The following is a 24,826-nucleotide window of genomic DNA, read 5'->3' as shown; positions in this document are numbered from 1 at the left end:
GGAAGGGCGCCCGTCGGGGCGCCTTCGCGGCGGATGTTCTTACTGGGCCAGCCAGGCGTTGAAGCGCTGCGTCAGCGTTTCGGCATTGTCGATCCAGAAGTCCACATTCAGCGAGATCGACTCCGTCATGTTCGCCGGATCGGTCGGCAGGTCCTTCGCGAATTCCGCCGGAACCTTGGCTGCGGCTTCCTTGTTCGGCAGGCCGTATGCGACGAATTCCGGCAGCTTCGCCTGATGTTCGGGCAGGCTTGCGAAGGCGATAAAGTCCTGTGCGGCGTCCTTGTTTTCCGCATCCTTCAGCACCACCCAGCTATCGACGGCGTAGATGCTGCCCGGCCAGACGACCTTGAAGTTCTTGCCTTCTGTGCGGTTGATGCCGGTTATGCGGCCGTTATAGGCCGACGTCATCGCCACTTCGCCGGAGGCGAGGAACTGCAGCGGCTGGGCGCCCGATTCCCACCAAACGATGTGCGGTTTCAGCTCATCGAGCTTCTTGAAGGCGCGCTCGACCCCTTCGTCGGTCCCAAGCACGTCGTACAGCTCGTCCTTAGAGACGCCATCGGCGAGCAGCGCGAATTCGAGCGTATATTTCGGGCCCTTGCGCAGCGCGCGCTTGCCGGGGAATTTTTCGACGTCCCAGAAGTCCGCCCAGGAGGCCGGGCCTTCCTTCAGCTTGTCACCGTCATAGGCGATCGCCGTCGACCAGACGATGGCGCCGACACCACAGTCATCGACCGCAGAATCGAGGAACTTGTCCTTGCCGCCCATCTTGTCCCAGTCGATCTTTTCATAGAGACCGTCGGCACAGCCGAGCGCCAACTCTTCGGCTTCCACCTGCACGGCATCCCAGTTCGGTGCGCCGGCCTTGACCTTCGACTGGATGACGCCGATGCCGCCGTCCCAGGCTTCGTCGAGCACCGGCTTGCCGGACTTTTCGGCGAACGGCTTGAAATAGATGTTGCGCTGCGCATCCTGATAGTTGCCGCCCCAGGAGACGACGGTCAGGTCCCGTGCGAATGCCGGTGCGGCAAGGCTTGCCGACAGCACGACGACGGCGGCCGCCAGAACACCCGCTTTCAAGATAGTCTTCATTGCACTCCCCTTTTCTTTGTTTGTGAAGGCGCCGACGTCAGCCGCCGGCTCAGTTGACGATCTCATGCGGACTGCTGACCCGTCCCTGTCTTTGGCGTATCGCGATTATTTCTGCCTCTCCGGTCGTCGCGCCCTTTCTCCCCGGGCGTTCGTCCGACCGAATGATGCATTCTGGTCCTTGTCGGTCTGAGGGGATTTTCCCCCGTTGACGATCGTCAGACGTGTTGTCCTCCGTTGATGTGGATTTCCGCGCCGTTGATGTAGGACGATGGTTCGGTGCAGAGGAAATAGATGGTCTCCGCGACTTCGCGCGGTTCGCCCAGTCTTCGCATCGGCACTTCCGCCGCCACCAGTTCATCCGTTCCGGGCGACAGGATCGACGTTTCGATCTCGCCCGGCGCGATGGCATTCGCCCTGACCCCGCGTTGGCCGAATTCGTGCGCCATTTCGCGGGTCAATGAGGCAAGCGCCGCCTTGGACGCCGCATAGGCAACGCCTGCGAAGGGGTGGACGCGCGAGCCGGCGATGGACGTAACATTGACGATCGAGCCCTTCGCCGCTTCCAGTTCCGGCATGAGCGCGCGTGCGATCAAAGCGGTCGAGACAAGATTGACGTTGAGCACCTGCGTCCAGACATCGGCATCCGTATCCAGCACACCGAGGCGGCTCTTGCCCGGCCCCTTCGGCGAAATGCCGGCATTGTTGACGAGCGCGTGCAGCCGGCCGTTCGGCAGGCGCTCGCGCACGGTCGCTGCCAGGCGGTCGATCTGCGTGAGATCCGCGAGGTCGGCCTGGATATGGCTCTCGCGGGCGGACGGCCAGGCGCATTCCTCGGAAAAGGACTGGCGGGAAACGGTGAGAATGCGCCAGCCCTTCGACTGGAAGAGCTTGACCGTCGCATGCCCGATCCCGCGGCTCGCCCCCGTCAGCAACATGTAGCGGCATTCTTCAGTCATGCGAGCGTTTCCTCTTGATGCTTGATACATCGTAATAGGCCGCCCATGAATTGCAAGCCTCCTCTTCCAAGCGGTGTCAGGCCCGGCGCGCTTCCTGCTCCGTGTCCCGTTCGATGCGCTCGAGGATTGGCTTGCCGCCGAGCAGGATATCGTCGACGATCGCCATCGAGGCGGCGGCGGAATCGTGCCGTTTCAGGGCTTCGACGACCGGGTAGTGATGGTCGATCATCGCACGTCCGCCCTCTATATAGGCATCGGAAATGTGCGGTCCCATCTGCAGCCAGAGCCGCCGCAGGATGCCGTTCAGCACCGGCAGCCCAGCGATCTGCGGCAGCAGGAAGTGGAAGGCCTGGTTGAGTTGCGTGCCCTTCAGCCGGTCGCCGGCCTCGATTGCCTGTTCGTTTTCGCGCAAGATGCGTTCCAACGCCTCGATATCCGTGCTCGTCGCCACCTGGGCGGCAGTTTCCGCCGCCAATCCCTCCAGCCGGACACGGATTGCGCGGATCTCACGGTAGCGGTTTTCGCTCAAACCCGGGATGCGGATGTCGCGCGGCGAGCGGAAGGTGATCGCCTCGTCATTGGCAAGCCGGAGGATGGCGTCGCGGATCGGTGTGACGCTCGTGCCGAATTGTTCCGCCAGATCGCGGATCTTCAGCCGGTCGCCGGGCTGGAACCGGCCCTGGATCAGGGCATCGCACAACGCACCATAAACGGCGCTGTTGAGGTTCTCATGATCCAGTGACGTGAATTGAGGCATGGAATTGGTCCGCAAAATCGAATAACAAGATACTTGATGCATCTTTTTCGGTGTGTTTCAAGTATGACATGTCGCGGGCATCATCCGCCAATCGGCTTGCCGCGGCAATATAGTCGGCGCCGTGGTCAGCAGACGGCGCAGACAATAGAATGAAATGTGGGAAACCGCACCCAACGGAGCAAGCATGACGGAGCCATCGCCCACCGCCAAGAAGGCCGATTCCATGTCGGCGACGTGGAGTGCGACATCGCTTTCCGATGCCGAGGCCGCGGTAATGCAGGTCTATGGCGTGGCCGGCACGATCAGGCGGCTTTCCAGCGAAAGAGACGAGACCTTTCTTTTCACCCGCTCGGACGGGACGGACTTCATCCTCAAGATTGCCAATCCCGCCGAGGACCCGGCCGCGCTGGAATTCCAGGACGGTGCGCTCCTGCATCTGGAGGCTGCCCCCCCCGCCGTCCCGGTGCCGCGGCTCATACCCACGAAAAGCGGAGAGCCGAGCCACACGCTTTCCACCGCCGATGGCCCGCGCATCATGCGCCTGCTCACTTTCCTGCGCGGCGAATTGCAGTACCGCACACCCGCCTCCGAGGCGCAGAGCCGCAACGTCGGCCGGGCACTTGCGGAACTCGGGCTTGGCCTTGAGGACTATGACGGACGCCCGCCGGCGGGAAAGCTGATGTGGGACATTTCCCACACGCTCGATCTCACCGCCGTCGTCGACCATGTCGCGCCCGAACGCCGGGCGCAGGCGGAAGCCGTGCTGGCGGAATTCGAGCGGGCGCTTCCCGCTATCACCAGGCTCAAGCGGCGACAGATCATCCACAACGACTTCAACCCGCACAATGTCTTGCTCGATCCGGCCGCACCCACCGCAGTCGTCGGCATCATCGATTTCGGCGACATGGTCCATGCGCCGCTCATCAACGACCTTGCCGTGGCGCTTTCCTATCATCTGGCGACGGAAAACTGGGCGGCGCGCACGAGTTCCTTCCTGGAGGGGTTTCTTTCGGCACGTGCGTTGGAGCCTGCCGAAATGGAGCTTCTGCCGGTGTTGACCCGGTCACGGCTGGCGATGTCCCTCATCATCGCCGAGTGGCGCTCCGCACGCTTCCCGGAAAACCGCGACTACATCATGCGCAACCACGCCACCGCCTGGCGGGGGCTTCAAAACATATCCAATCTGACGCCGGCCGGGCTGAAAAGGCTCGTGCCCAACCTTTCCGAGGCCTGATCATGTCGATGGTGAATGCTTTCTCGCACGAAGATTTCGAACGGCTCGACGAGGCCGAACGGGCGCTGATCGCGCGCCGGGAAAAAGTGCTCGGTCCCGCCTACCGCCTCTTCTATGAAAAACCGCTGCATCTCGTGCGCGCCGAAGGCGTCTTTCTCTATGACGCGGCCGGCGAACGATATCTCGATGCCTACAATAACGTCGCCTCGCTCGGCCATTGCCACCCGCGCGTGGTGGAGGCGATCACCAGGCAAACCGCCGTGCTTAACACCCACACGCGCTACCTGCACGAAGGCATCATCGACTATGCAGAGGCGCTGACGGCCACTTTCCCCGAAGCGCTCAGCCAGGCCATGTTCACCTGTACCGGCAGCGAGGCGAATGACCTTGCGGTGCGCATCGCCCGCTTCGTCACCGGCGGCACAGGCATCATCGCGACGGAGCTTGCCTATCACGGCCTCACGGGCGCCGTCGCGGAATTCTCGCCCTCCCTCGGCGAAGCCGTGACGCTGGGCCGGCATGTGCGCACCGTGCCCGCCCCGGACAGCTACCGTCATTCCGCCGAGGAGATGATGGAAAAGTTCGGCCGCGACGTGCGCGCGGCGATTGCTGACCTGAAGCGCCACGGCATCAAGCCGGCCATGCTGATCACCGACACGATCTTTTCGAGCGACGGTATTTTCGAGGGGCCGAAAGGTTTTCTGAAGCCGGCGGTGGACGCCATCCATGAGGCAGGCGGTCTCTTCGTGGCGGATGAAGTACAGCCCGGCTTCGGCCGCACCGGCGAGGCCATGTGGGGCTTCGAACGCCACGGCGTCGCGCCCGATATGGTGACGATCGGCAAGCCGATGGGCAACGGCTATCCGATGGCCGGCATCGTTCTTCGCCCGGAGGTCATTGCCGAGTTCGGTCCTCGGGCGCGCTATTTCAACACATTCGGCGGCAATCCAGTCGCTGCCGCCGCCGGCAAAGCGGTGCTGGACACGATCCGCATTGAAGGCCTGCAGCAGAATGCGCTGGTGGTTGGTCGCCACCTGATGGATAGGGTGAAGAGCCTCTCAGCTACCCATCCGGCGATCGGCGACGTGCGCGGGACTGGGCTCTTCATCGGCGTCGAGATCATCGCCGACTCGGCCACAAAGCGTCCTGACGCGGCCCTGACGACACGCATCGTCAACGGCCTGCGCGAGCGCCGCATCCTGATCAGCGCCTCAGGCCCCAATGCTAACGTTCTGAAGATCCGTCCTCCCCTCGTCTTCTCCCGCGAGAACGCCGATATGCTCGCTGATGCACTCGGCGATGTGCTGAAGACGCTCTGAAAGAAGGGGTAACCGGGTGATGTCAGGTTAAATCTGCAAAGAGCAGTTTCGGCCGGATGCCTGGCTCAGGTTGCCGTTCCGGTAACCGCTTTCCAATGTACATTCCAATCGGCGCATGCAGCAGTTCGCGGGTTTGCTGCGGCTGGCGAAGTCGCTGAAGTGGTCGACATCCGGACCGTCGCCAAGTCACGCAGCAATCCGAGCTACAACAAGGACGTTCTACCGGGTCACCAGCTTCCAGATCGCTGACGATCTTAGCGCGGAGCTTGGCGGCCTGCGCGGCAAATCGAGAACCGTACCTCCTTGCATGCCAGGTGTCCCGGCCTCGGAATGCAAAGCCAGCTCTGACTCAGTGGACAACCTCCTTCTTTGCCCTGGAGGCCGGTGGACAAAGCGCTACCTCGGTGCAAACAGCAGAAGGACCGAGATGACGATCAAAAGCGGCCCCATCCAGCGGAAATGCCTGGCAAACTGTTTCAGCCAGTCTTGCCGGGAGCCGATGTCGAGATAGCGCAGACCCACCGCCGTCATCCAAACGCCAGCGCAGAACATGATAAATTGGTCGATATAGGCCATCTGTCGTCGATCCATCGCCGCGTCGAGATCTGCCCTTTGGCTGTCCGGAAGAGCAAGTCCGGGTATTTCCGTGGCTCAATAAGGGGCACCGTGGGAATCTCACGGGCAAGGGCATGACGGCTTTCGCCTTTGATGATGAACACGCTGCTTGATTGAAATCTCGCGGCGTGGATAGAAAAGTGATGGCTGACGTCATGCATCATCGATTTCTGAACGGTAAGCTGAACATCTACCGCTCCGGGAGAACCTTTTTCCAGCGTCTGCGCACGACTTTATCGCAGGGAAAAGATCATTCACCATCCTGGCTTTGGAAGCGAGATGGCGCCTTTCCTGTCCAGCGTCTAAATGCGCGCGTGAAATGCGCGGGATCGCTGTAACCCACCCGATAGGCGATCTCGGTCATGCTGTGACCGCCTTCGCGGATCAGTCGGATAGCCTCGCTTCGCCGAGTCTCGTCAAGCAGTTCCTCGAACTCGACGCCGCAGTATTTTAGGCGCCTCTGCAGGGTACGCACGGACACGTCAACTCTTCCTGCCATGGCTTTCAAGCTAAGCTCATGGTCGTCGGAGAGCCTGTCGCTGAGCAGCCGTGCCACCTCCACCGTCGATGTCAGGGCCGTCGTCGCCTTTGAGGGGCCAGTTTCGTGGGTTTTGAGAGGCAGATCGAGCAACTCGCGATCGAATTCGATCATGTCGTGCTCGCAGCCCAATTCGATATTGGGCCCGAGGCACTCCTCGAGTGCCTCGACCCCTCGCGTCTTCGTCGCGGTCAGTCGAACCTTTATGCCGGACGGTTCCCCCGCCAAAAGAGGCACCTTTCGCAGGACCGCGAGACTACCGAAGATGAACTGCCGGGGATCGAATTCGCAACGATCCGCGAAGCGGAAGACGATTCGAGCGGTTCTGCCCTCCACCAGGAAGCGTACATCTGAACCGCGGTGAATCGACGGCACATTGCCGGACGCGAGCGCGCATGCGTGAGCCACATCCTTTGCTGCGAGAACGGATTGTCCCCACCCGCCGAGCTCGCGGAGGTCGGTCGAGGAGCCGACATGCGCGCCTGCGAACGGATCCCCCGCGACGGCCGCCAGGTCATTGCCCAAGCGAAAGCACTGGGCGCGCGGAAGCCAGCCATCGGCATTCTGGAATACGTTTGGCGATATGCCGAGGCGCTTGCAGAACTCAATCGCCGAGACATCGTGCTTCGCCAGATAGGGCGCAATGGCCAAGAACGTCCTGATCCTGATCGAAGGTGCAGAATTCAGCATCCGAGACGCAACCTTGGCATGAAAAGGCAAGACGGAACATGTCCGCTATAGCAGTATGCGGAGAGATTTCGCAAGGAAGTTGTGCAGGGGGCGAGGCCGGAACAGCCGATCGTCTGCGAGCCGCGTCGGAGGAGCTGGGTATGAAGGTGAGCGGATGAGCAAATTCAAACTGAAATGGCCTGGGGTAGCTCGGCGCCCGTACACATTGATGATAGCGGCCACCGCCTGCGCGGCGGCGTGGTCCGCCTCGGCCCAGGACACGATAGAACCCGAGGCTGCCAAGGTTCTCGCTGCGATGAGCGATAATCTCAGGTCGATGCCGACTCTTAGCGTCAACTATGACGCAGATCAGGAGATCGTCGATCTTGAGGGGCAGAAGATCCAGTACAGCGCATCGGGTACCATCGCGCTCGATCGCGGCAAGGGTTTTCTGTTGACGCGCAAGGGGCCTTTCTCCGATGCGGAGGTGATATTCGACGGCAATACGATATCGCTTCACAGCAAAGGCATGAATGTCTATGCGCAGGTGCAAAGTCCGGGGCCAAGTGTTGAAGCGGCAGCAGACGAACTTCGCGTCGCCACCGGACTCGATGCGCCGGGGGCCGACCTGTTGGCAAGCGACCCCTATGCGGTTCTCACTGATGGTGTGACCAAGGGAACCCTTGTCGGATCGGCGTTCGTTGGTGGAGTCGAATGCGATCACCTCGCCTTCAGAACAGATATTGTCGACTGGCAAATCTGGGTCAGCAAGGGCAACAATCCGTTGCCGCTCAAATATGTCATCACGACCAAATGGGTAACCGGAGCGCCGGAATACTCGCTGCGGCTGAGCAACTGGAAGTCAGCTGGCATTGGTGCCGCTCAATTTAAGTTCACACCGCCAGCGAACGCCAAGAAACTCGAACACGTACATGCCGACGTTACCGGCGACATGTTGCTCGAGGCGGGAGAATGAAGATGCGCAAGTTGCAGAGAAAAGTCCTTTGCGCCGCAATCGCCGGCCTCGCCATGCTCGCAGTCGACAGTCTCATGCCAATGCCGTTCGGCTCGTTCGTGTCCGAAGCGCAGGCGGTCGTAGGGCGTCCTGTGACCCCGGGCAGTGTTGCCGGTGTTGCGCGCCGCACCACCCGCCGTGTAATCCGCCGCTCCGCGGTCTACGTCGCAGCGCTTCCCTCCGGCTGTGTCAAGACCAGCATCAACGGCGTTTTGATCTGGCGCTGCGGCGGGATCTACTACCAGCCCTATGATGGGCGTTACGTCGTCGTCTACATCGACTGATGCCAGAGCTTATTGCACCAGTTCAATTTAAATCTTCAGCCTTTTCCCACTTTGTACTTCGCCCTCGATGTACAGAGCGAGCGAACTGTACGGTCGTCTCGGTGGAATTAAAAGGAGCCATATGATGAGTTGCTCGATGAAAGCCCTGCTCGCAGGGGCCTCTGCACTGGTACTTCTTGCCGGCGTCGCCCATGGGCAGACGGCGCCGAAGATGGAAATGACGACGCCGATACCGGATTCCATCACCACCCCGGACAAAGTTGAAACCCGGCTTGGAACGTTGAATTTCGTCGATGGTTTCCCGGACAAAGCCACTTCCGAGAAACTCTACAACAACCTCGACTTCATGCGCGGTGTCGACGCCTTTCTCAATGCCATGCCGGGGGCGTCGGTCGAGGCGTTGAGGGTTGGCCTTGCCAGCCAAGGTGCGGACAACAACCAGACCATCCTCATTTTCGAAGACCTGATGGACTCGCGCTCGCTGTTCCTCACCGGCAATACCGAGAGCATCTACAATCTGATGTGGCTCGACACCAAAGCAGGGCCACTGGTGATCGAAACACCACCGAATATCCTGGGCATGATCGATACGCACTGGTTCGAATATGTCGGAGACCTCGGAAATGCCGGTCCGGACCGGGGCAAGGGTGGCAAGTACCTGCTGCTGCCCCCCGGCTACAAGGGCGAGATCCCAGACGGCTATTTCGTGCTCCGGAGTTCGACCTACGGCAACCTGTTTTTCTGGCGAGGCTTTCTCGAAAACGGCAGCACGAAGACCGCGGTCGAGAACACCAAGAAGTTCGCCAAGGTGTATCGTCTGTCGGATACCGCCAATCCGCCGCCGATGAAATTCGTTAACGTCAGCGGCAAGGAATTCAATACGATCCATTCCAATGATTTCCACTTCTACGAGGAAATAAACGACGTCGTTCAGTACGAGCCGAACGAGGCCTACCACCCGGAAGTGCTTGGACAACTTGCCGCAATCGGCATCGAGAAGGGCAAGCCCTTCGCGCCTGACGAGCGCATGAAGAAGATCCTCACCGACGCCGTGGCTGTCGGGAACGCGACGGCTCGCACGATTACCTTCGATACACGGATGAAGGACGCATATTACTATCCCAACAGCGCCTGGTTCACCGGTTTTGTCGGCGGTAGCTACGAATTCCTTCAGCAGCCCGGCGTTCGCTACCTCGACGCCCGGGTGCTGTTTCACTACTACGCGACCGGGATCACGCCGGCTATGGCGATAAAGCGTGTCGGCGTCGGTTCGCAATACGCTGGAGCAACAACTGACAGCGAGAAAAAGCCTCTCGACGGTAGCAAGACTTACAAGGTTCACCTGCCGCCGAATATCCCCGCCAAGGACTTCTGGTCATTCGTCGTCTATGACAACCAGACCCGGTCGATGCTACAGACCGACAATCAGTTCCCGAGCATAGGCAGCGATAAGAAGGACCTTGTCGTCAACGCAGACTCTTCGGTGGATGTCTGGTTCGGCCCGACAGCACCGGCAGGTCACGAGGCTAACTGGGTGCAGACCGTTCCCGGCAAAGGTTGGAACGTCCTCCTGCGCCTCTATGGTCCGCTGGAGTCGTGGTTCGATAAATCCTGGAAGCCGGGTGAAATCGAACTGGCCGAGTGATCAGAATATCCGTGATCAACTGATCGCGATATTAGCGCTCGCCTCCATGCTGGTTTTCATCTTCAATGCTGATCCGACTGGTTGTGTCGGATCAGCATCAGCTGGGATTATTTGCCGCCTTGTTTGAGAGCGGCCAGCGCTCGTTTGCTGCGACGGGGTTACATGTTCATCATTCGCTTTCTGCTACTGAGCCTGCTCATCTGCCTGTCGACTGTTTCCCTGTCGCACGCGCAGGCGAAGGCGCCGGCAACGAGCACAGCAGAATCATCAAAGGTGGCCGAGCTGCTGCTTCTCCTCGAAGATGCGGACGTGAAGACATGGTTGGCGCAAAGGCAAGCAGCAGTTCCCGAAAAGGGCGCCGCCGAGGTGGCGCGGGTCATCGACGACTTAGAGGCTCGCTCGCGTACCCGCCTCCACGTCCTCCTGTCTGCTGTGCCGCGTATAGGCAGCGAACTCTACCGCGCAGCCTCCTCGGTCCGGCGAGAGGCGCACGATAGCGGCTTTGCCCCCGGGATCCTGATGATCGGCATAATCGCGGGCATTGGTTTTGGCGTGGAATGGTTCTTTCGTCGCTCAGGGCCGGATGTGACCTTGCCCAATCATCTCTTGGCGCAAGTTCACAGGGAGTTTGCGCCACCGTTGATTTTCACGGCGACGGTTGCCTTCGTCTTTCTGATCTTCGCCTGGCCGCCGCTCATGCGCGTGGTCGTGCTTTATTCGCTCGTCGCGACAGTCGGCTACCGAAGCGCGCTGGCGATCTGTCGGCTCGCGATGACCGTATCCGTGCCGATGGCTAAGGCCTACCCCCGTGTCCGGCTGTTCGTCGCGGTGCTGGCATTGGCGATGGCGTTCTCGGCTATATGCGAGCGCCTCGCCGTTTCCACGGACGTCCGTTCGCTGATTGCCATTGGATTTTCGGGTCTGCTTCTCCTGATCGCGATCGAAGCTATCGGCCGCAACCGCTCAGGCGATGATGCACAGCTTTTGGGCCGAGGCGTGCCTCGGACAACCGGCATTACCGGCGCTGTAACGCTCTGGCTGCTCTGGTGCGGTGGTTTCCTGGCGCTATTTTGGCTCGGCATTATGTTTGTTGTTGTGCCCCGCGCCCTCTCAATCGCTGACAGGTTGACCCACGCGGTTGCGGCTTCACGCTGGAATGACGATGGTGCGACAGACCCGAAGACAGTGCTGCTAGTTCGAGGCGCGCGAGCTATCATCGTCATCATCGCAGTGGATTGGATCGCATTCGTTTGGCGTCACAATTTCCAGCCCATTACCGGTCAGCTGGCGCTCGCCAAGACAATCATAGCCGGCGCCTTCAACAGCGTCGTCATTTTGCTGGTCATCGACCTCGTTTGGCGGTTGGGGAATGCTTACATAGCCCGTCAGCTCGGCCGCGTTGGCGAGGGAGGAGCACTCGCACCGAATGAGATCGCGCGCCAGGGCCGGCTTCGTACCTTGCTGCCTGTATTCCGCAACGCGTTGGCCGCGGGACTTCTGAGTGTGGCCGCACTTACGGTCCTCTCGCAGATGGGGGTCCAGATAGGCCCACTCGTCGCCGGTGCTGGCGTGGTGGGCGTGGCTATTGGGTTCGGTTCACAGACGCTCGTCAAGGACGTCGTCAGTGGTATTTTTTATCTTTTGGACGATGCGTTCCGCGTCGGAGAGTATATTGAGGCGGGAAATTACATAGGCACAGTCGAGTCCTTCAGTTTACGGTCAGTGCGGCTGCGGCACCATCGCGGACCGATATTCACGGTGCCCTTCGGGTCGCTTGGCGCTATCAAGAATTTGAGCCGTGACTGGACGGTTGATAAGTTCCGCATCCGTGTCCCCTTCAAAACGGATCTCGATAAGGTCCGCAAGCTCATCAAGACAATCGGCGGGCAGTTGCAGGCCGATCCGGAGCTCGGGTCGTCATTCATCGAGCCACTCAAGCTCAAGGGCGTCGAGCAAATTGGCGAGTACGGCATCGAACTCGGCGTTGGCTTCACCTGTAAGCCTGGCGATCAAACCGTGATCCGCCGCAAGGCATATACGATGCTAATGCAGTTGTTTGGCGACAACGGGATCGATTTCGCTCAGCCTGTAGTCCAGGTTAGTGGAGATGACAAAGGTTCAACTGCTGCGGCTCACACCACGCTGCAACTTCAAGGCACCACTGCTCCACCGGGACCCAATGGGCCAGCTTTCTAGAGCGTTTCGGGTTTAAAGGGAGCGCAGGAAACGCTCTATCTCTTTGTTTTTGCGCATTTACCGACGGAAAACCACTTCGCACTTTTCCTCGAAATGCTCTAAGAGGAATTATGGACACACCGCCGATCGTCAACGACCTTGCCTCTGTCATACAAACATCCCTTGCGCCGGTCTTTTTGTTGGCTGGTACCGCAGGTTTTGTCAGTATCTACACCATTCGGCTCGGGAGAGTATCGGACCGGCTGAACGAGGTCGCGGATAGGGGTAAGCAGGGCAAGTTGTTTCGCATGCAGATCGCGTATCTGCGGCGAAGGGCACTTGCACTGGAGGTTGCGGTCGTGCTTGGGGTTATGGCCGGCATTTGCACGGGCGGCGCAATCTTAAATCTACTTGCTGGCGCTCTTGCCATTGGACTGCGGCAAGAAAATCTCTTCTGGTTTTTTGGTGGTGCCATAGTCTCGCTCATCGGATCGCTTGTCGCATTCCTGTTCGAATTGCTGATCGCCGGACGGAATTTGTTGCGGCAAATACGAATGGACCGAGTCCCCATGGAGCAAGACTGACCAGGTACTTCTGATCTTGGTGGCCGCTCGCGTTGCTGAACGGCCAACGGCCGTACATTCAACGCGAGATATTCGAGCGGAATTCCCGCGGTCCGTTGCCGGTTGCCTTTCGGAATGCCCGGGCGAAATTGGCTGGAGACGAATATCCTAACTCCGCCGACACGCGCGTGATCGAGCCGTTCGTGTGCCGCAGCAGTTCAATGGCCCGCTGAACCCTTGCCGCGCCCGCCAACCCACGAAAATCCGTGCCGGCTCTGTTCAGCTCACGTTGCAGGGTCCGGACGCTGGTGTCCAACGATTGCGCGGCACTATCGATCGACACGCTGCCGGTGAGAACTTGGACCCGAACCTGCTCCATGATGACCTCGAGCAGATCCCGTGGAGCGCCGCCTCGCCGGTCTCGCGCCACATCCTCGATGGTGACAATTGGCCATGAAGCGGGCCTCGCAGGAGCGGAAAGATGATGGCGATCCGTAACGATGCTTGTCGCGGGTGCGTTGAAGAGAACCGGACACTGGAAGAGATCTTCAAAAAGGCCCGTCTGGCGCGGTCTGTCGGTGTCAAGCTCGACGCGCAGCGGTCGCCAGTCAGGGGGCAGATAAGACTTGAAGAGGCTGAGCAGGACGCCCGCGGCGGCACAGACAATACTGGCATATCCAGAGTGGCCGGCCAAAGCGAACACATAGCTGTACCGTACCTCGTCGCCAACCACCGCGACTGACATCCTATCAACCGTACTATGATAACGAAGGCCAACAATGCTGCGCTCGAGGGCCTGCCCGAGGCTGCCGGCGCCAAATACGTAGTGACCGAAGCTGCCATAGTTGGCGGCATTCATCATCGGAGTGATCAGGATTCCGAAATTGCTCTCGCCGGCGGCGCGTGCGGCCGCTTCGACGAAGCCGATTACTGCTGCGTGCGGGATGAAGCAGTTCTCTCCCTCGGTCAGTTCGAGATCGAAGCCGATGGCACGATTGGCCTGCAGCAGCGCCTTTTGCCCCATTTCACGCCGTATGAAGGCCGGCATGCCAGAGAGGATGCGGTTGGAAATGACCGGGATCTCAGCCATGTATGCAACACTCCAGAAATAAGACAACCGTGGCGCAAAATGAGTGGTTTCGTATTGCGAATACTGTTTAGTGCCGTAAAACATGTGAGTAGCACAAGTAGAGATTTGAACATCTTGCGACCTGTAGGAGGGGAGCGACTATGACAACCAGACGGAACCTATTGCTGGCAGCCACAGCTGTCGCGGCGACGACAGTGCCGTTCATGCCGCGACTGGCGCAGGCAACCGACGAAGTCGCCGACTTCCTGTTCGTTCAAACCGCAAGCGCCATGAAATTCGACAAGGCGTCGAGCAAACTGACGCTCGAAGGTATTGGCGGCGCCACGTTGTTTTTCTCTGACCGTCCCGAGCGTATTGCCGGGAACATGGACACGGCCGCTTTCGTGCCGTTCTGGAGCAAGGGCAAGGACAGCTTCCTTTCCGATCCGCCGAATGCCGACCTGTCGATCCTCGAAGGGAGCAAGCTCCGACAGGTTGTCGTCGTGCTGGAGAATCCGGAACTGCACGACAATAACTTGACCTACACGGTGAAGGTGGTTGGTGGCGAAATGCCGGAGAAGGGCTCCGATGTCTCTGTGTTCATCGACATCATCGGCATGCCGTTGACGCCGCTCTCCTATGCGGGCGTGGCCAGGCGCGGCTACCGGCGGGCGTTTCTGTACTAGCACCTGCCGGATTGCCGCTCGGTACGGTCCTGCCCGCAGCCCCCATCGGCTCTTTCGAATACTCACCAACAGCCAACGAACCGGACAATTACGTCCAGGGTTCCGGGGTTGCCCTACAGCTAGCATGGTTTCGATAACTCATCGAATAATGAAGGAATACGGCAAATGCTGACCAAGAGAGATCTGCTTCGATCCACGGCGGTGATCGCCGCTGGCGCCGCGATTGCGAGGCCAAGCCTCCTGATGGCGCAAAGCTACCCGGGCATCATCGAGGCCAAGGACATCGCCGAGGAAGGCTTCATCTACGGTCTGCCGATCGTGATGAACTACGCCATCATGTACGAATATGCCGTTGACCAGAATTCGGGGCAGTTCAAGGCGCCGTTCAATCAGATCAAGAACGAATCCAACGTCTACACTTATAAAGACACCGCCGTCATTTCGCCGAACAGCGACACGCCGTATTCACTTGTATGGATGGACCTGAGGTCGGAACCGATGGTGCTTTCGGTTCCGGCTGTGGACGCAACGCGTTACTATTCCGTCCAGCTTATCGACGGCAATACATATAATTACGGGTATATCGGCAGGCGCGCCACGGGGAACGATGCCGGCGACTACATGGTCGTCGGACCCGACTGGAAGGGAGCAACTCCCGCTGGAGTGAAGAAGGTGTTCCAGTCGAGCACGCAGTTCTCGCTCGCTCTCTACCGCACCCAGCTTTTTGATCAGGCCGACATCGACAACGTGACGAAGGTGCAGGCTGGCTACAAGGCGCAGCCGCTTTCCGCCTACCTGAAGCAGTCGGCGCCGCCCGCTTCGCCGGCCTTGAATTTTCCGAAGATTGACAAGGAACTCGTGAAGACGAACTTCTTCGAGTATCTCGATTTCTGCCTGCAGTTTGCGCCGGCGCTGGAGAGCGAGAAGGATATCCGGGCGAAGCTTGCGCGCATCGGTGTCGGCGCAGGAAAAACCTTCAGCTTCAAGGATCTCCCGCTTGAGCACAAAGCCGAGATTCTCATCGGAATGAAGCAAGGAGAACGAAAGGTCGACGAGGCCGTCGACAAGGCCGGCGTATCGGTCAACGGATGGCGGCTCAGCTCCCTCTTTGGCGACGCCACATTCTTTAATGGCGACTGGCTGAAACGCGCCGCGGGCGCCAAGGCGGGCATCTTTGGAAACGACGATGAGGAGGCGACCTATCCGCTCGGAAAATTCGATTCGGAAGACAGACCGCTCGACGGAAGCAAGCACAACTACACGCTGACCTTCCCGGCCGATCAATTGCCGCCGGTCAACGCCTTCTGGTCGGTGACCATGTACGATGGCAAGACCCAGTTGCTGATCGAGAATCCGATCAACCGCTATCTGATCAATTCGCCGATGCTGCCGACTTTGAAAAAGAACGCCGACGGGTCGCTAACGCTTTACGTCCAGCACAAGTCGCCGGGTGAGGACAAGGAATCGAACTGGCTGCCGGCGCCGAACGGCCCGATTTATACGGCCATGCGGCTCTACTGGCCGAAAACAGAAGCGCCTTCGATTCTGCCGCCGGGCGAAGGGACATGGCAGCCGCCCGGTATCACTGTGGCCGAATAGTTCTCCCCCGACTGTGCTGATGCTTGGCTGGCGCCTCTGCTTCTTGTGGTCATCATGACCGAGGATAGTTAGCGACAGCCGGCATTTGCATAGGCGGTGCGTTCTTAAATCTGCTCGCTGGGCGTTTGCCATTGGGCTGCTTCAGCAGCGGACAATTGCGTCCAGGGTTCCGGGGGCTGCCCCACAGCTCGCGTCGTTTCGATAACTCACCGAATATTGAAGGAGTACGTCAAATGCTGACGAAGAGAGATCTACTTCGATCCACCGCGGTGATCGCCGCTAGCGCCGCGATTGCGAGGCCAAGCCTCCTGATGGCGCAAAGCTACCCGGGCATCATCGAGGCAAAGGACATCGCCGAGGAAGGTTTCATCTACGGTCTGCCGCTCGTGATGAACTATGCCATCATGTACGAGTACGCGGTAGATCGCAATTCGGGGCAGTTCAAGGCGCCGTTCAATCAGATCAAGAACGAACCTAACGTCTTCACCTACAAAGATACGGCAATCGTCACGCCCAACAGCGACACACCCTATTCCTTCGTGTGGATGGATTTGCGGGCGGAACCGGTGGTGCTCTCGGTGCCGGCGATCGATCCGAAGCGCTACTACTCGGTCATGCTCTGCGACGGCAATACCTACAATTACGGCTATATCGGCACCCGTGCCACAGGGAACGAGCCCGGCGACTATATGGTGGTCGGGCCCGAGTGGGAGGGCGACACCCCGGCGGGCATCAAGCAGGTATTTCGTTCGAGCACACAGTTTTCTCTCGCGGGCTATCGCACCCAACTTTTCGGCCCGGATGATCTCGACAACGTCAAGAAGGTGCAGGCGGGCTACAAGGTGCAGATGCTCTCCGCCTATCTGAAGCAGACGCCGCCGCCGGCCGCGCCAGCCATCGAATTCCCCAAGATCGATAAGGAACTGGTGAAGACCAACTTCTTGGATTATCTCGATTTTGCGCTGCAATTCGCGCCGGCGCAGGGTAATGAGAAGGAGATACGCGCCAAGCTGGCACGTATCGGCGTCGGGCCAGGCAAGACCCTAAACTTCAAAGACCTACCACTGGAGCACAAGCTGGAGCTTGGCCTCGGCATGAAGGAAGGCCAGCGGAAGGTCGACGAGGCCGTCGCCGATGTCGGCAAGGCGATCAATGGCTGGCGGGTTAGCGGTCTTCCAGGCGACAGCGCCCACTACAATGGCGACTGGTTGAAGCGTGCCATCGCCGCTCAAGCCGGAATTTATGGTAATGACCCGGCGGAAGCGACCTATCCGTTCACGCGCGTTGACAGCGACGGCCAGACGCTGGACGGCAGCAAGCACAATTACACACTGACCTTCCCGGCGGGACACCTACCACCGGTGAATTCGTTCTGGTCGCTAACAATGTATGATGGTAAGTCCCAACTCCTGATCGAAAACCCGATCAACCGCTACCTCATCAACTCGCCGATGTTGTCAGCCATGAAGAAGAACGACGACGGTTCGCTCACCCTCTACATCCAGAAAGACAGCCCCGGCGCAGACAAGGAGGCAAATTGGCTGCCTGCGCCCAATGACACGATCTATCTCGTGATGCGCCTGTACTGGCCGAAGACGGAAGCGCCATCCATCCTGCCGCCGGGGCAAGGGACGTGGCAGCCGCCCGGCATCATCGTGGCGGGATAATTTTCGCCGTCTGTGCTGACGCTTTCTGTTCCTCGTGGTCATCGTGCCCTGGGACAGTTGGCGCCGGTCGGCATTTGCGCAGGGGGGCGCAAGGAACAGACAAAGCCAGTACCCAAGGAGCAAGACTGACCAAGCGCTTTGCTCCTTGGTAGACGACACGACAGTTATTGGGGGCTAGCATGAAATTATACTTACGTCGCGCTTTGACAGCGATGGGGATCGGTCTGGCTAGTAGCGGAGCGAGCGCTGCGGACATCTATTCGCCCATGACGCCGGAGGTTCAGCAGACGACCGCCGAGGGCGGCTGGACCTTTACTTTTGCCCCCTATTTCTGGGCGGCTGGATTGTCGGGGGACGTTGCGCAGTTCGGGTTACCGGCGGTGCATGTAGACTCCAGTTTCAGCGACATCTTCGATCACCTCGATTTCGGAGCCATGGCGATGGGCGAAGCCCGCAATGGGCCCTACAGCATCTTCGGCGATGTCATGTATACGAAGATTTCGGGGCAGGCTGGCACGCCAAGAGGCATCCTTGCAACCGACGTCGAGCTCTCATCCGAGACATTCGCCGGGCTGCTCGGTGCAGGGTATTCCGTTTTCGAGGACAGCACCGCGCGGCTCGAAATCGTCGGTGGTCTGCGCGTCTGGTCCGTCGAAAGCGAGCTTTCCTTCAGTGGCGGCATTCTGGATGGGCGTTCCAGACGCGATGATGCAACGTGGGTGGACGGTTTAGCCGGCCTTCGGGGCACCTATTCGCTCACTCCCGAAATCTATCTGACAGGGTGGGGGTTCATTGGGGCAGGGGGGGCCGATCTCGACTGGGACGTCGCTGCGACGATTGGTTACCGGTTTAGCGACACGATTTCGGCAGTTGCCGGCTACCGCGCTTTGGGCGTCGACTACAGCGATGATGGGTTCGTGTTCGACACCGTTCAGCAGGGGCCCATCCTCGGACTGGTCGTACGGTTTTAGGATGCTCATGTGCCGTTCGCGGACGTTCAGCGGACGTTTGTAGACAACGAGCGGACCGATCGTGGTCCGCTGACTGTGCCGTCACGCGAGTTGCACCACTGCCGTCTTGAGGCAAAGCAGCACAGAAAACCTTCGAATCCAGGGGCCGAGATCACAATATGAAGCCGCACTACAGAATTATCTGTTTGACTGTATCTTTCATGGCCACGGTCGGGTCAGCCGTTGCTCAAGAGTCTGGCGCTGACCTCGCCAAGAAGCTCAGCAATCCGATTGCTTCGCTCATCAGCGTGCCCTTTCAGTTCAACTATGATCGCGGTTACGGCCCGGAGAATGGCAACCGCGAAGTCCTCAACATACAACCAGTCATCCCAATCTCGCTAAACGAAGACTGGAACATCATCTCGCGCACAATCTTGCCCGTGATCTCGCAAAATGACATAGCGGGGCAATCCGGGCACCAGTTCGGTCTCGGCGATATCACCCAGAGCCTTTTCGTTTCCCCCAAGCAACCTGGCCCAGGCGGGATCATCTGGGGTGCTGGACCGGTCTTCCTTATCCCAACCGCGACCGATGAACTGCTTGGGCGTGGAAAATGGGGAGCTGGCCCCACGGCCGTCGCCTTGAAACAGGACGGGCCATGGACATACGGGATCCTGGCCAACCATATCTGGTCCTTCGCCGGGCAAAGTGACCGGCAGGATGTCAGTTCGACGTTTCTGCAGCCATTCCTTTCCTATACGACACCCGATGCTTGGACCTTTGCGCTGAATACCGAAAGCTCGTACGACTGGAGTAACGACGCGTGGTCAGTTCCCGTTAACTTTCAGGTGTCGAAGCTGGTGAAATTCGGCGAGCAACCCGTGAGCTTGACAGCGGGTGCTCGGTATTGGGCACAAGCACCTCAGAACGGTCCAGAAGGTTGGGGTTTCAGAGCGGCAGTAACGTTCTTGTTCCCGAAGTAACGGCGAATGGCCGCTTGAACCGCGGCTTTTTGGAGCCGGTGGGCAACTCGCGCGACGGCGCTCTATCCGAGATAGACGATGGCCCGGCACTGTCGTAAACTGAGGCTGGCTGTGGCGACGGCCCCTTCGGGAGCGAACGAATGCCTATCTTCATGGACCGGCATGATCTTGCAGGCGCTTCCGCTGCTGATGTCGCCGAAGCACACCTTAAAGATCTCAGCATACAGGACCAGTACGGCGTCAAGTTCCTGACCTACTGGTTTGACCACCGGCGTGGAACGACCTTCTGTCTGATAGATGCGCCGGACGCTGAAACCGCGCAATGCGTTCATCGTGAGGCCCACGGGTTCATTGCCGGCGAAGTCGTGGAGGTGGCGCTATCAGCTGTCGAAGCATTTCTCGGGCGAATACAAGATCCTGAGGCGGCTGAATCGATCTCGAAAGGCATGGATGCCGGCCACCGGGCGATCCTTTTCACCGACATGGTTGGATCTACCGAGATGACGTCGCGCCTTGGCGATCGTATGGCCACTGAACTCATCAGAGCTCATGATGCCCTCGTTCGCGGTTGCCTGGGACGATCATCCGGCCGTGAGGTCAAGCACACCGGAGATGGAATCATGGCGGCGTTCTCCTCCACGGTATCTGCAGTCGACTGTGCAATTGAGATCCAACGCGAGTTCCATCGCTACAACGCAGGCAATGCCGAGCCAATCCATATCCGCATCGGACTGGATTGTGGCGAACCTGTCGAGGACAGCAATGATCTCTTCGGCACCACGGTGCAACTGGCAGCAAGGCTTTGCGCTGCCGCCCATAGCGATCAAATCCTGATATCCGAAAACATATACCAAGAGTATGGCAAGGCTGATGTCTTCACTCATGGTGGCCGCCACCGGCTAAAGGGGTTTGCAAAGCCAATCCGGGCTTACCGGTGCGAGTGGCTGAATTAGCCATGGTTAGAGCCCGGCCCTGAGGTGATTAGAGCCGCAGATCTCGCAATTGCGGCCGCGACAGATCGGCCACTATGCATAAGAGTATTTGAAGTGCGATGCGCCTCGATCTCGGCAAGCCTGCCCCTGGCCCTGGCCCCGTCCAACCTCGCCGACAGGATTGCAGTCCGCCGGCCTCTCCATCTTGTCCACGATACCCTGCTTGAAGGGTCCTTCTCGATTTCGGTCTGGGTCGAGGCGGGTTCGAACCGGGGCATCCAGGATTCCCGGCGCCTACTTCACGTCACCCGCCGCCACCGGCGGTCGAACCACTGAGCTGGCCACTTGTTGATGAGCCCCTGCGCCGGCTGCAACGCTGCCAGAGCCCGTTCGCGCGGGGCTTGACCGGTTAAAAGAGTTGCCTCAGAGGGGTGAAGGCTTTACCGGTTGACTACCATCCATATATCCAGTAATGCGGATATATGGATAACTCAAAAGCTATCACTGCACTCGGCGCTCTTGCACAGAGCACCCGTCTCGACACGTTCCGCCTCCTCGTCAAGCATGAGCCTGACGGCCTGCCCGTCGGCGAGTTGGCGAGGATTATCGGCGTGCCGCAAAATACTATGTCGGCACATCTGAAGACGCTGGCTCAGGCTGGGCTAATATCCGGAGAGCGTCAAAGCCGTTCAATCATCTACCGCGCAAACCTCGATGTGCTCCGCGAACTGACGCTGTTCCTAATCAAGGACTGCTGTGGGGGCAACGCGGAGATTTGCATGCCGCTCATCGCCGAACTCACACCGTGCTGCCCGCCCGTGAAGGCGAGCGCATGAGCTTCCGTATTTCTCAAAAGCCGGATCAACACCACTAGGGACAAGGACAATGTCTGACCGTGTTTATAACGTGCTCTTCTTGTGCACGGGCAATTCTGCTCGCTCTATTCTTGGCGAATCCATCCTCAATGCCGAGGGCAAGGGCCGCTTCCGCGCCCATTCCGCTGGCAGCAATCCAAAGGGCGAGGTCAATCCTCACGCCATTAAGGAGCTTGAGGCACTCGGTTATCCATCCACGGGGTTTTCCTCGAAAAGCTGGGACGTCTTCGCTGAGCCAGGCGCACCGCAGATGGACTTCATCTTCACCGTCTGCGACAGCGCGGCGGGCGAAGCGTGCCCAGTTTGGATCGGCCATCCCATGACCGCACATTGGGGTGTCGAAGACCCGGCAGCCGTTGAAGGGACAGAAGTCGAGGTGCAAAAGGCCTTCGCTCAAGCAGCGAGGTTCCTCAAGAACCGCATATCGGCGTTTCTCAGTCTTCCGCATTCCTCAATCGACAAGCTCGCCCTTGAGCAGCATCTGCGCCAGATCGGCAAGATGGAAGGCTCCTCGCAGCCCCAGGAGAAGGCAAGCTGATGTCCGCGTTTGAACGATACCTTACCGTCTGGGTGTTTCTCTGCATTCTCGTTGGCATTGCGCTTGGTCATTTCTTGCCAGGCGTCTTCCAGGCCATCGGTGCAGCGGAAGTCGCCAAGGTCAATATTCCCGTGGCCATCCTCATCTGGCTGATGGTCATTCCCATGCTGTTGAAGATCGACTTCGGATCGTTGTCCAAGGTCGGTAGCTACTGGCGCGGAATCGGTGTCACCCTGTTCATCAACTGGGCGGTCAAGCCTTTCTCAATGGCGTTGCTCGGCTGGCTGTTCGTGGGCTACCTATTTCGCTCGTGGCTGCCCGAAGATCAGATCGACTCCTACATCGCCGGGCTGATCATTCTTGCCGCAGCCCCTTGCACCGCCATGGTCTTCGTCTGGTCCAACCTGACGAAGGGTGAGCCGCATTTCACGCTTTCGCAGGTCGCGCTCAACGACGCGATCATGATTGTCGCGTTCGCTCCCATCGTCGGCCTGCTGCTCGGTCTTTCGGCGATCACCGTGCCGTGGGACACGCTGATAATCTCGGTCGCTCTGTACATCCTCATCCCGGTGGCGATCTCGCAGGTCCTCCGGAAAATGCTGATGGCCGATGGCACGACGAAGGCTCTCGATGGGCTCCTGGCCAAGCTACAGCCCCTATCGCTCGTGGCGTTGCTGGCAACGTTGGTCCTATTGTTTGGTTTCCAGGGCGAACAGATCATCGCCCAGCCGACGATCATTGCGCTGCTTGCCGTTCCGATCCTGATCCAGGTCTACTTCAATTCGGGCCTCGCATACCTGTTGAACCGCATGTCCGGCGAACAGCATTGCGTTGCCGGGCCATCCGCACTGATTGGGGCATCAAACTTCTTCGAGCTCGCGGTCGCGGCCGCCATCAGCCTGTTCGGCTTCCAGTCGGGTGCTGCGCTGGCAACCGTCGTTGGGGTCCTCATCGAGGTGCCGGTGATGCTGTCCGTCGTCTGGATCGTGAACCGTTCCAAGGGCTGGTACGAAGCAAGCCCATCCGTCGCCAGAAACACCGTCATCGAAAAAACTATCGCCGAAAGGGCATGATCATGGACGTCACCATCTACCACAACCCCGGCTGCGGAACGTCCCGCAACACGCTGGAGATGATCCGCAACGCGGGCATCGAGCCGACTGTCATCGAATATGTGGACACGCCTCCAACGCGTGACCAACTCGTGCAAATGATTGCCGATGCGGGACTTACCGTCCGTGAGGCAATTCGCGAAAAAGGCACGCCGTACGCGGAACTCCGCCTCGATAACCCGGAGCTGACAGATGAACAGTTGCTCGACGCCATGCTGAAGCACCCCATCCTCATCAATCGGCCGTTCGTCATCACGCCGATGGGTACGCGACTTTCCCGTCCGTCCGAAGTCGTCCTTGAAATCCTTCCCGATACCCACAAGGGCGCTTTCACCAAGGAAGACGGCGAACGGGTCCTCGATGAGAAGGGCCAGCGCATTGTCTGAAGCATTCCCTGCCGCCACTGAGCACTTTCGCATGCCTGATGTCGATGCGTTGCGTCCTCAGTTCTCGACATACAAGCCGCGTATCCTGATCCTCTACGGCTCGCTCCGTGAAATCTCCTACAGCCGACTTCTCGCTCACGAAGCTCGTCGCCTGCTGGAGCACTTCGGCTGCGAAGTACGGGTCTTCGATCCGAAGGGCCTGCCGCTGCCCGATGAAGCGCCGGTCAGCCATCCCAAGGTGAAGGAACTGCGCGATCTTTCCGAGTGGTCGGAAGGCCAGGTCTGGGTTAGCCCCGAGCGGCATGGCGCGATGACAGGCATTATGAAGGCCCAGATTGACTGGATACCGCTTTCCATCGGTTCCATCAGACCGACGCAAGGCAAGACACTGGCCGTCATGGAAGTGTCTGGTGGCAGCCAGTCCTTCAACGCCGTCAACCAGATGCGCATTCTTGGCCGCTGGATGCGGATGATCACGATCCCGAACCAGTCTTCGGTTGCCAAGGCATGGCAGGAATTCGACGCCGACGGGCGGATGAGACCGTCGTCCTTTTACGACCGCGTCGTCGATGTCTGCGAAGAGCTGGTGAAATTTACCTGGCTTACCCGAGATGCGTCGCCCTACCTCACCGACCGCTATAGCGAGCGGAAAGAGGATGCGGAGAAGCTGGAAAAGCGTGTCCAGCTCAAGGCCATCTGACATGCAGCACCAACCGCGAGACGATCAGGTCGCTCGCCTTGCCAATATTTCGACAATCATGGAAATAACAACTTGACGAGAACGTGGGTGGGGCCGTAGCCTATTTCCATGATTATCGAAAAAGCAGCATCCCAACTCGAAGCCCTCGGCAACGTCACACGCCTCCAGATTTATCGTGCGCTCGTGCGTGCAGGTGACGATGGCCTGCCGGTCGGGAGGCTCCAAGAAAAGCTGGAAATTCCAGCGTCCACGCTTTCACACCATCTGAAGCGACTCATCGACACTGGCCTTGTTATCCAGGACCGTCAGGCGACGACGCTGATCTGTACCGCGAACTACAAGCACATGAATGCCCTGATCGGTTACCTCGCTGACGAGTGCTGCGCCGATGCGGGATGCTTGAAGCAAACCCGCGAAACCGTGGCCTGAAGGCGTTTTTTTGTATTCAAATTTCGAAATTTCCAGAA

25 protein-coding genes are annotated in these 24,826 nt (G+C 59.1%); 19 read left to right on the top strand and 6 right to left on the bottom strand.

Going from position 1 to position 24,826, the window contains the following annotated elements; translation table 11 throughout:
- Window positions 1–39: 39 nt before the first annotated feature.
- From AC244_RS09225 to AC244_RS09215, 3 genes are all read right to left on the bottom strand, one after another.
- Complete coding sequence (locus AC244_RS09225; protein WP_053248533.1) at window positions 40–1,092, bottom strand: ABC transporter substrate-binding protein; 1,053 nt, start codon at window positions 1,090–1,092, stop codon at window positions 40–42.
- Between the two features lie 215 nt (window positions 1,093–1,307).
- On the bottom strand, window positions 1,308–2,048 hold the full coding sequence (locus AC244_RS09220) for an SDR family NAD(P)-dependent oxidoreductase (RefSeq protein WP_053248532.1): 741 nt from the start codon (window positions 2,046–2,048) through the stop codon (window positions 1,308–1,310).
- Window positions 2,049–2,124: 76 nt separating this feature from the next.
- Window positions 2,125–2,805 (bottom strand): GntR family transcriptional regulator, encoded by a 681-nt coding sequence (locus AC244_RS09215; RefSeq protein ID WP_053248531.1) that lies wholly within the window; start codon window positions 2,803–2,805, stop codon window positions 2,125–2,127.
- A 184-nt stretch (window positions 2,806–2,989) separates the two neighbouring features.
- On the opposite strand from AC244_RS09215, the gene AC244_RS09210 reads away from it, so the two are divergent.
- Together AC244_RS09210 and AC244_RS09205 are read left to right on the top strand one after the other, a co-directional pair.
- Window positions 2,990–4,039 carry a phosphotransferase enzyme family protein gene (locus AC244_RS09210; protein ID WP_053248530.1) on the top strand — a complete coding sequence of 350 codons (1,050 nt, stop codon included), beginning with the start codon at window positions 2,990–2,992 and terminating at the stop codon, window positions 4,037–4,039.
- Between the two features lie 2 nt (window positions 4,040–4,041).
- On the top strand, window positions 4,042–5,358 hold the full coding sequence (locus AC244_RS09205; RefSeq protein WP_053248529.1) for an aspartate aminotransferase family protein: 1,317 nt from the start codon (window positions 4,042–4,044) through the stop codon (window positions 5,356–5,358).
- Between the two features lie 396 nt (window positions 5,359–5,754).
- On the opposite strand, the gene AC244_RS09200 is transcribed toward AC244_RS09205, so the two are convergent.
- A complete protein-coding gene (locus AC244_RS09200; RefSeq protein ID WP_053248528.1) occupies window positions 5,755–5,934 on the bottom strand; it encodes a hypothetical protein in 180 nt (59 codons plus the stop codon).
- Window positions 5,935–6,223: 289 nt separating this feature from the next.
- The gene (locus AC244_RS09195; protein WP_234716888.1) at window positions 6,224–7,162 is read right to left on the bottom strand and encodes an AraC family transcriptional regulator; all 939 of its coding nucleotides are present in this window, start codon (window positions 7,160–7,162) and stop codon (window positions 6,224–6,226) included.
- 193 nt (window positions 7,163–7,355) lie between these two features.
- Between AC244_RS09195 and AC244_RS09190 the strand changes: the two genes are divergently transcribed.
- The 5 genes from AC244_RS09190 (at window position 7,356) to AC244_RS09170 (ending at window position 12,883) form a co-directional block, all read left to right on the top strand.
- Window positions 7,356–8,156, top strand: a complete 801-nt coding sequence (locus tag AC244_RS09190; protein ID WP_082366795.1) for a DUF2092 domain-containing protein — start codon at window positions 7,356–7,358, stop codon at window positions 8,154–8,156.
- A gap of 53 nt (window positions 8,157–8,209) precedes the next feature.
- A complete protein-coding gene (locus tag AC244_RS09185) occupies window positions 8,210–8,479 on the top strand; it encodes a hypothetical protein (protein WP_234716908.1) in 270 nt (89 codons plus the stop codon).
- Between the two features lie 136 nt (window positions 8,480–8,615).
- Entirely contained in the window at window positions 8,616–10,124 is a 1,509-nt protein-coding gene (locus tag AC244_RS09180; RefSeq protein WP_414735897.1) for a DUF1254 domain-containing protein, read from the top strand.
- Window positions 10,125–10,286: 162 nt separating this feature from the next.
- Window positions 10,287–12,320 carry a mechanosensitive ion channel family protein gene (locus AC244_RS09175; RefSeq protein ID WP_053248523.1) on the top strand — a complete coding sequence of 678 codons (2,034 nt, stop codon included), beginning with the start codon at window positions 10,287–10,289 and terminating at the stop codon, window positions 12,318–12,320.
- 110 nt (window positions 12,321–12,430) lie between these two features.
- A complete protein-coding gene (locus AC244_RS09170) occupies window positions 12,431–12,883 on the top strand; it encodes a DUF2721 domain-containing protein (RefSeq protein WP_053248522.1) in 453 nt (150 codons plus the stop codon).
- A gap of 58 nt (window positions 12,884–12,941) precedes the next feature.
- On the opposite strand, the gene AC244_RS09165 is transcribed toward AC244_RS09170, so the two are convergent.
- On the bottom strand, window positions 12,942–13,952 hold the full coding sequence (locus AC244_RS09165; protein WP_053248521.1) for an AraC family transcriptional regulator: 1,011 nt from the start codon (window positions 13,950–13,952) through the stop codon (window positions 12,942–12,944).
- Window positions 13,953–14,092: 140 nt separating this feature from the next.
- Here AC244_RS09165 and AC244_RS09160 point away from each other — a divergent pair, with 140 nt between their 5' ends.
- The 12 genes from AC244_RS09160 (at window position 14,093) to AC244_RS09105 (ending at window position 24,788) form a co-directional block, all read left to right on the top strand.
- Entirely contained in the window at window positions 14,093–14,617 is a 525-nt protein-coding gene (locus AC244_RS09160; protein ID WP_063934091.1) for a hypothetical protein, read from the top strand.
- Between the two features lie 165 nt (window positions 14,618–14,782).
- Window positions 14,783–16,216, top strand: a complete 1,434-nt coding sequence (locus tag AC244_RS09155) for a DUF1254 domain-containing protein (protein WP_053248520.1) — start codon at window positions 14,783–14,785, stop codon at window positions 16,214–16,216.
- Between the two features lie 233 nt (window positions 16,217–16,449).
- Window positions 16,450–17,883, top strand: a complete 1,434-nt coding sequence (locus AC244_RS09150) for a DUF1254 domain-containing protein (RefSeq protein WP_053248519.1) — start codon at window positions 16,450–16,452, stop codon at window positions 17,881–17,883.
- A gap of 179 nt (window positions 17,884–18,062) precedes the next feature.
- Window positions 18,063–18,854, top strand: coding sequence for a hypothetical protein (locus AC244_RS09145; RefSeq protein ID WP_053248518.1), 792 nt, complete (start codon window positions 18,063–18,065; stop codon window positions 18,852–18,854).
- Between the two features lie 158 nt (window positions 18,855–19,012).
- On the top strand, window positions 19,013–19,816 hold the full coding sequence (locus tag AC244_RS09140; protein WP_053248517.1) for a hypothetical protein: 804 nt from the start codon (window positions 19,013–19,015) through the stop codon (window positions 19,814–19,816).
- Between the two features lie 140 nt (window positions 19,817–19,956).
- Window positions 19,957–20,769: a nickel-binding protein gene (locus AC244_RS09135; RefSeq protein WP_053248516.1), complete on the top strand. Its 813-nt coding sequence runs from the start codon at window positions 19,957–19,959 to the stop codon at window positions 20,767–20,769.
- 461 nt (window positions 20,770–21,230) lie between these two features.
- Complete coding sequence (locus tag AC244_RS09130) at window positions 21,231–21,584, top strand: ArsR/SmtB family transcription factor (protein WP_053248515.1); 354 nt, start codon at window positions 21,231–21,233, stop codon at window positions 21,582–21,584.
- A 49-nt stretch (window positions 21,585–21,633) separates the two neighbouring features.
- Complete coding sequence (locus AC244_RS09125) at window positions 21,634–22,161, top strand: arsenate reductase ArsC (protein ID WP_053248514.1); 528 nt, start codon at window positions 21,634–21,636, stop codon at window positions 22,159–22,161.
- The gene (gene arsB, locus AC244_RS09120) at window positions 22,161–23,234 is read left to right on the top strand and encodes an ACR3 family arsenite efflux transporter (protein ID WP_053248513.1); all 1,074 of its coding nucleotides are present in this window, start codon (window positions 22,161–22,163) and stop codon (window positions 23,232–23,234) included. Before AC244_RS09125 ends, arsB begins: the two co-directional genes overlap by 1 nt.
- A complete protein-coding gene (gene arsC / locus AC244_RS09115) occupies window positions 23,231–23,659 on the top strand; it encodes an arsenate reductase (glutaredoxin) (RefSeq protein WP_053248512.1) in 429 nt (142 codons plus the stop codon). Before arsB ends, arsC begins: the two co-directional genes overlap by 4 nt.
- A complete protein-coding gene (gene arsH, locus AC244_RS09110; RefSeq protein WP_053248511.1) occupies window positions 23,634–24,359 on the top strand; it encodes an arsenical resistance protein ArsH in 726 nt (241 codons plus the stop codon). The genes arsC and arsH overlap by 26 nt, the downstream gene beginning before the upstream one ends.
- Before the next feature lie 108 nt (window positions 24,360–24,467).
- Complete coding sequence (locus AC244_RS09105; RefSeq protein WP_053248510.1) at window positions 24,468–24,788, top strand: ArsR/SmtB family transcription factor; 321 nt, start codon at window positions 24,468–24,470, stop codon at window positions 24,786–24,788.
- Window positions 24,789–24,826: the final 38 nt, after the last annotated feature.

The sequence above is a fragment of the Ensifer adhaerens genome, from assembly GCF_001270265.1.
GTDB classification, from domain to species: domain Bacteria; phylum Pseudomonadota; class Alphaproteobacteria; order Rhizobiales; family Rhizobiaceae; genus Ensifer; species Ensifer adhaerens_B.
The sequence above is the reverse complement of the archived record's forward strand: the minus strand, read 5'-3'. Positions and strand labels throughout refer to the sequence as shown.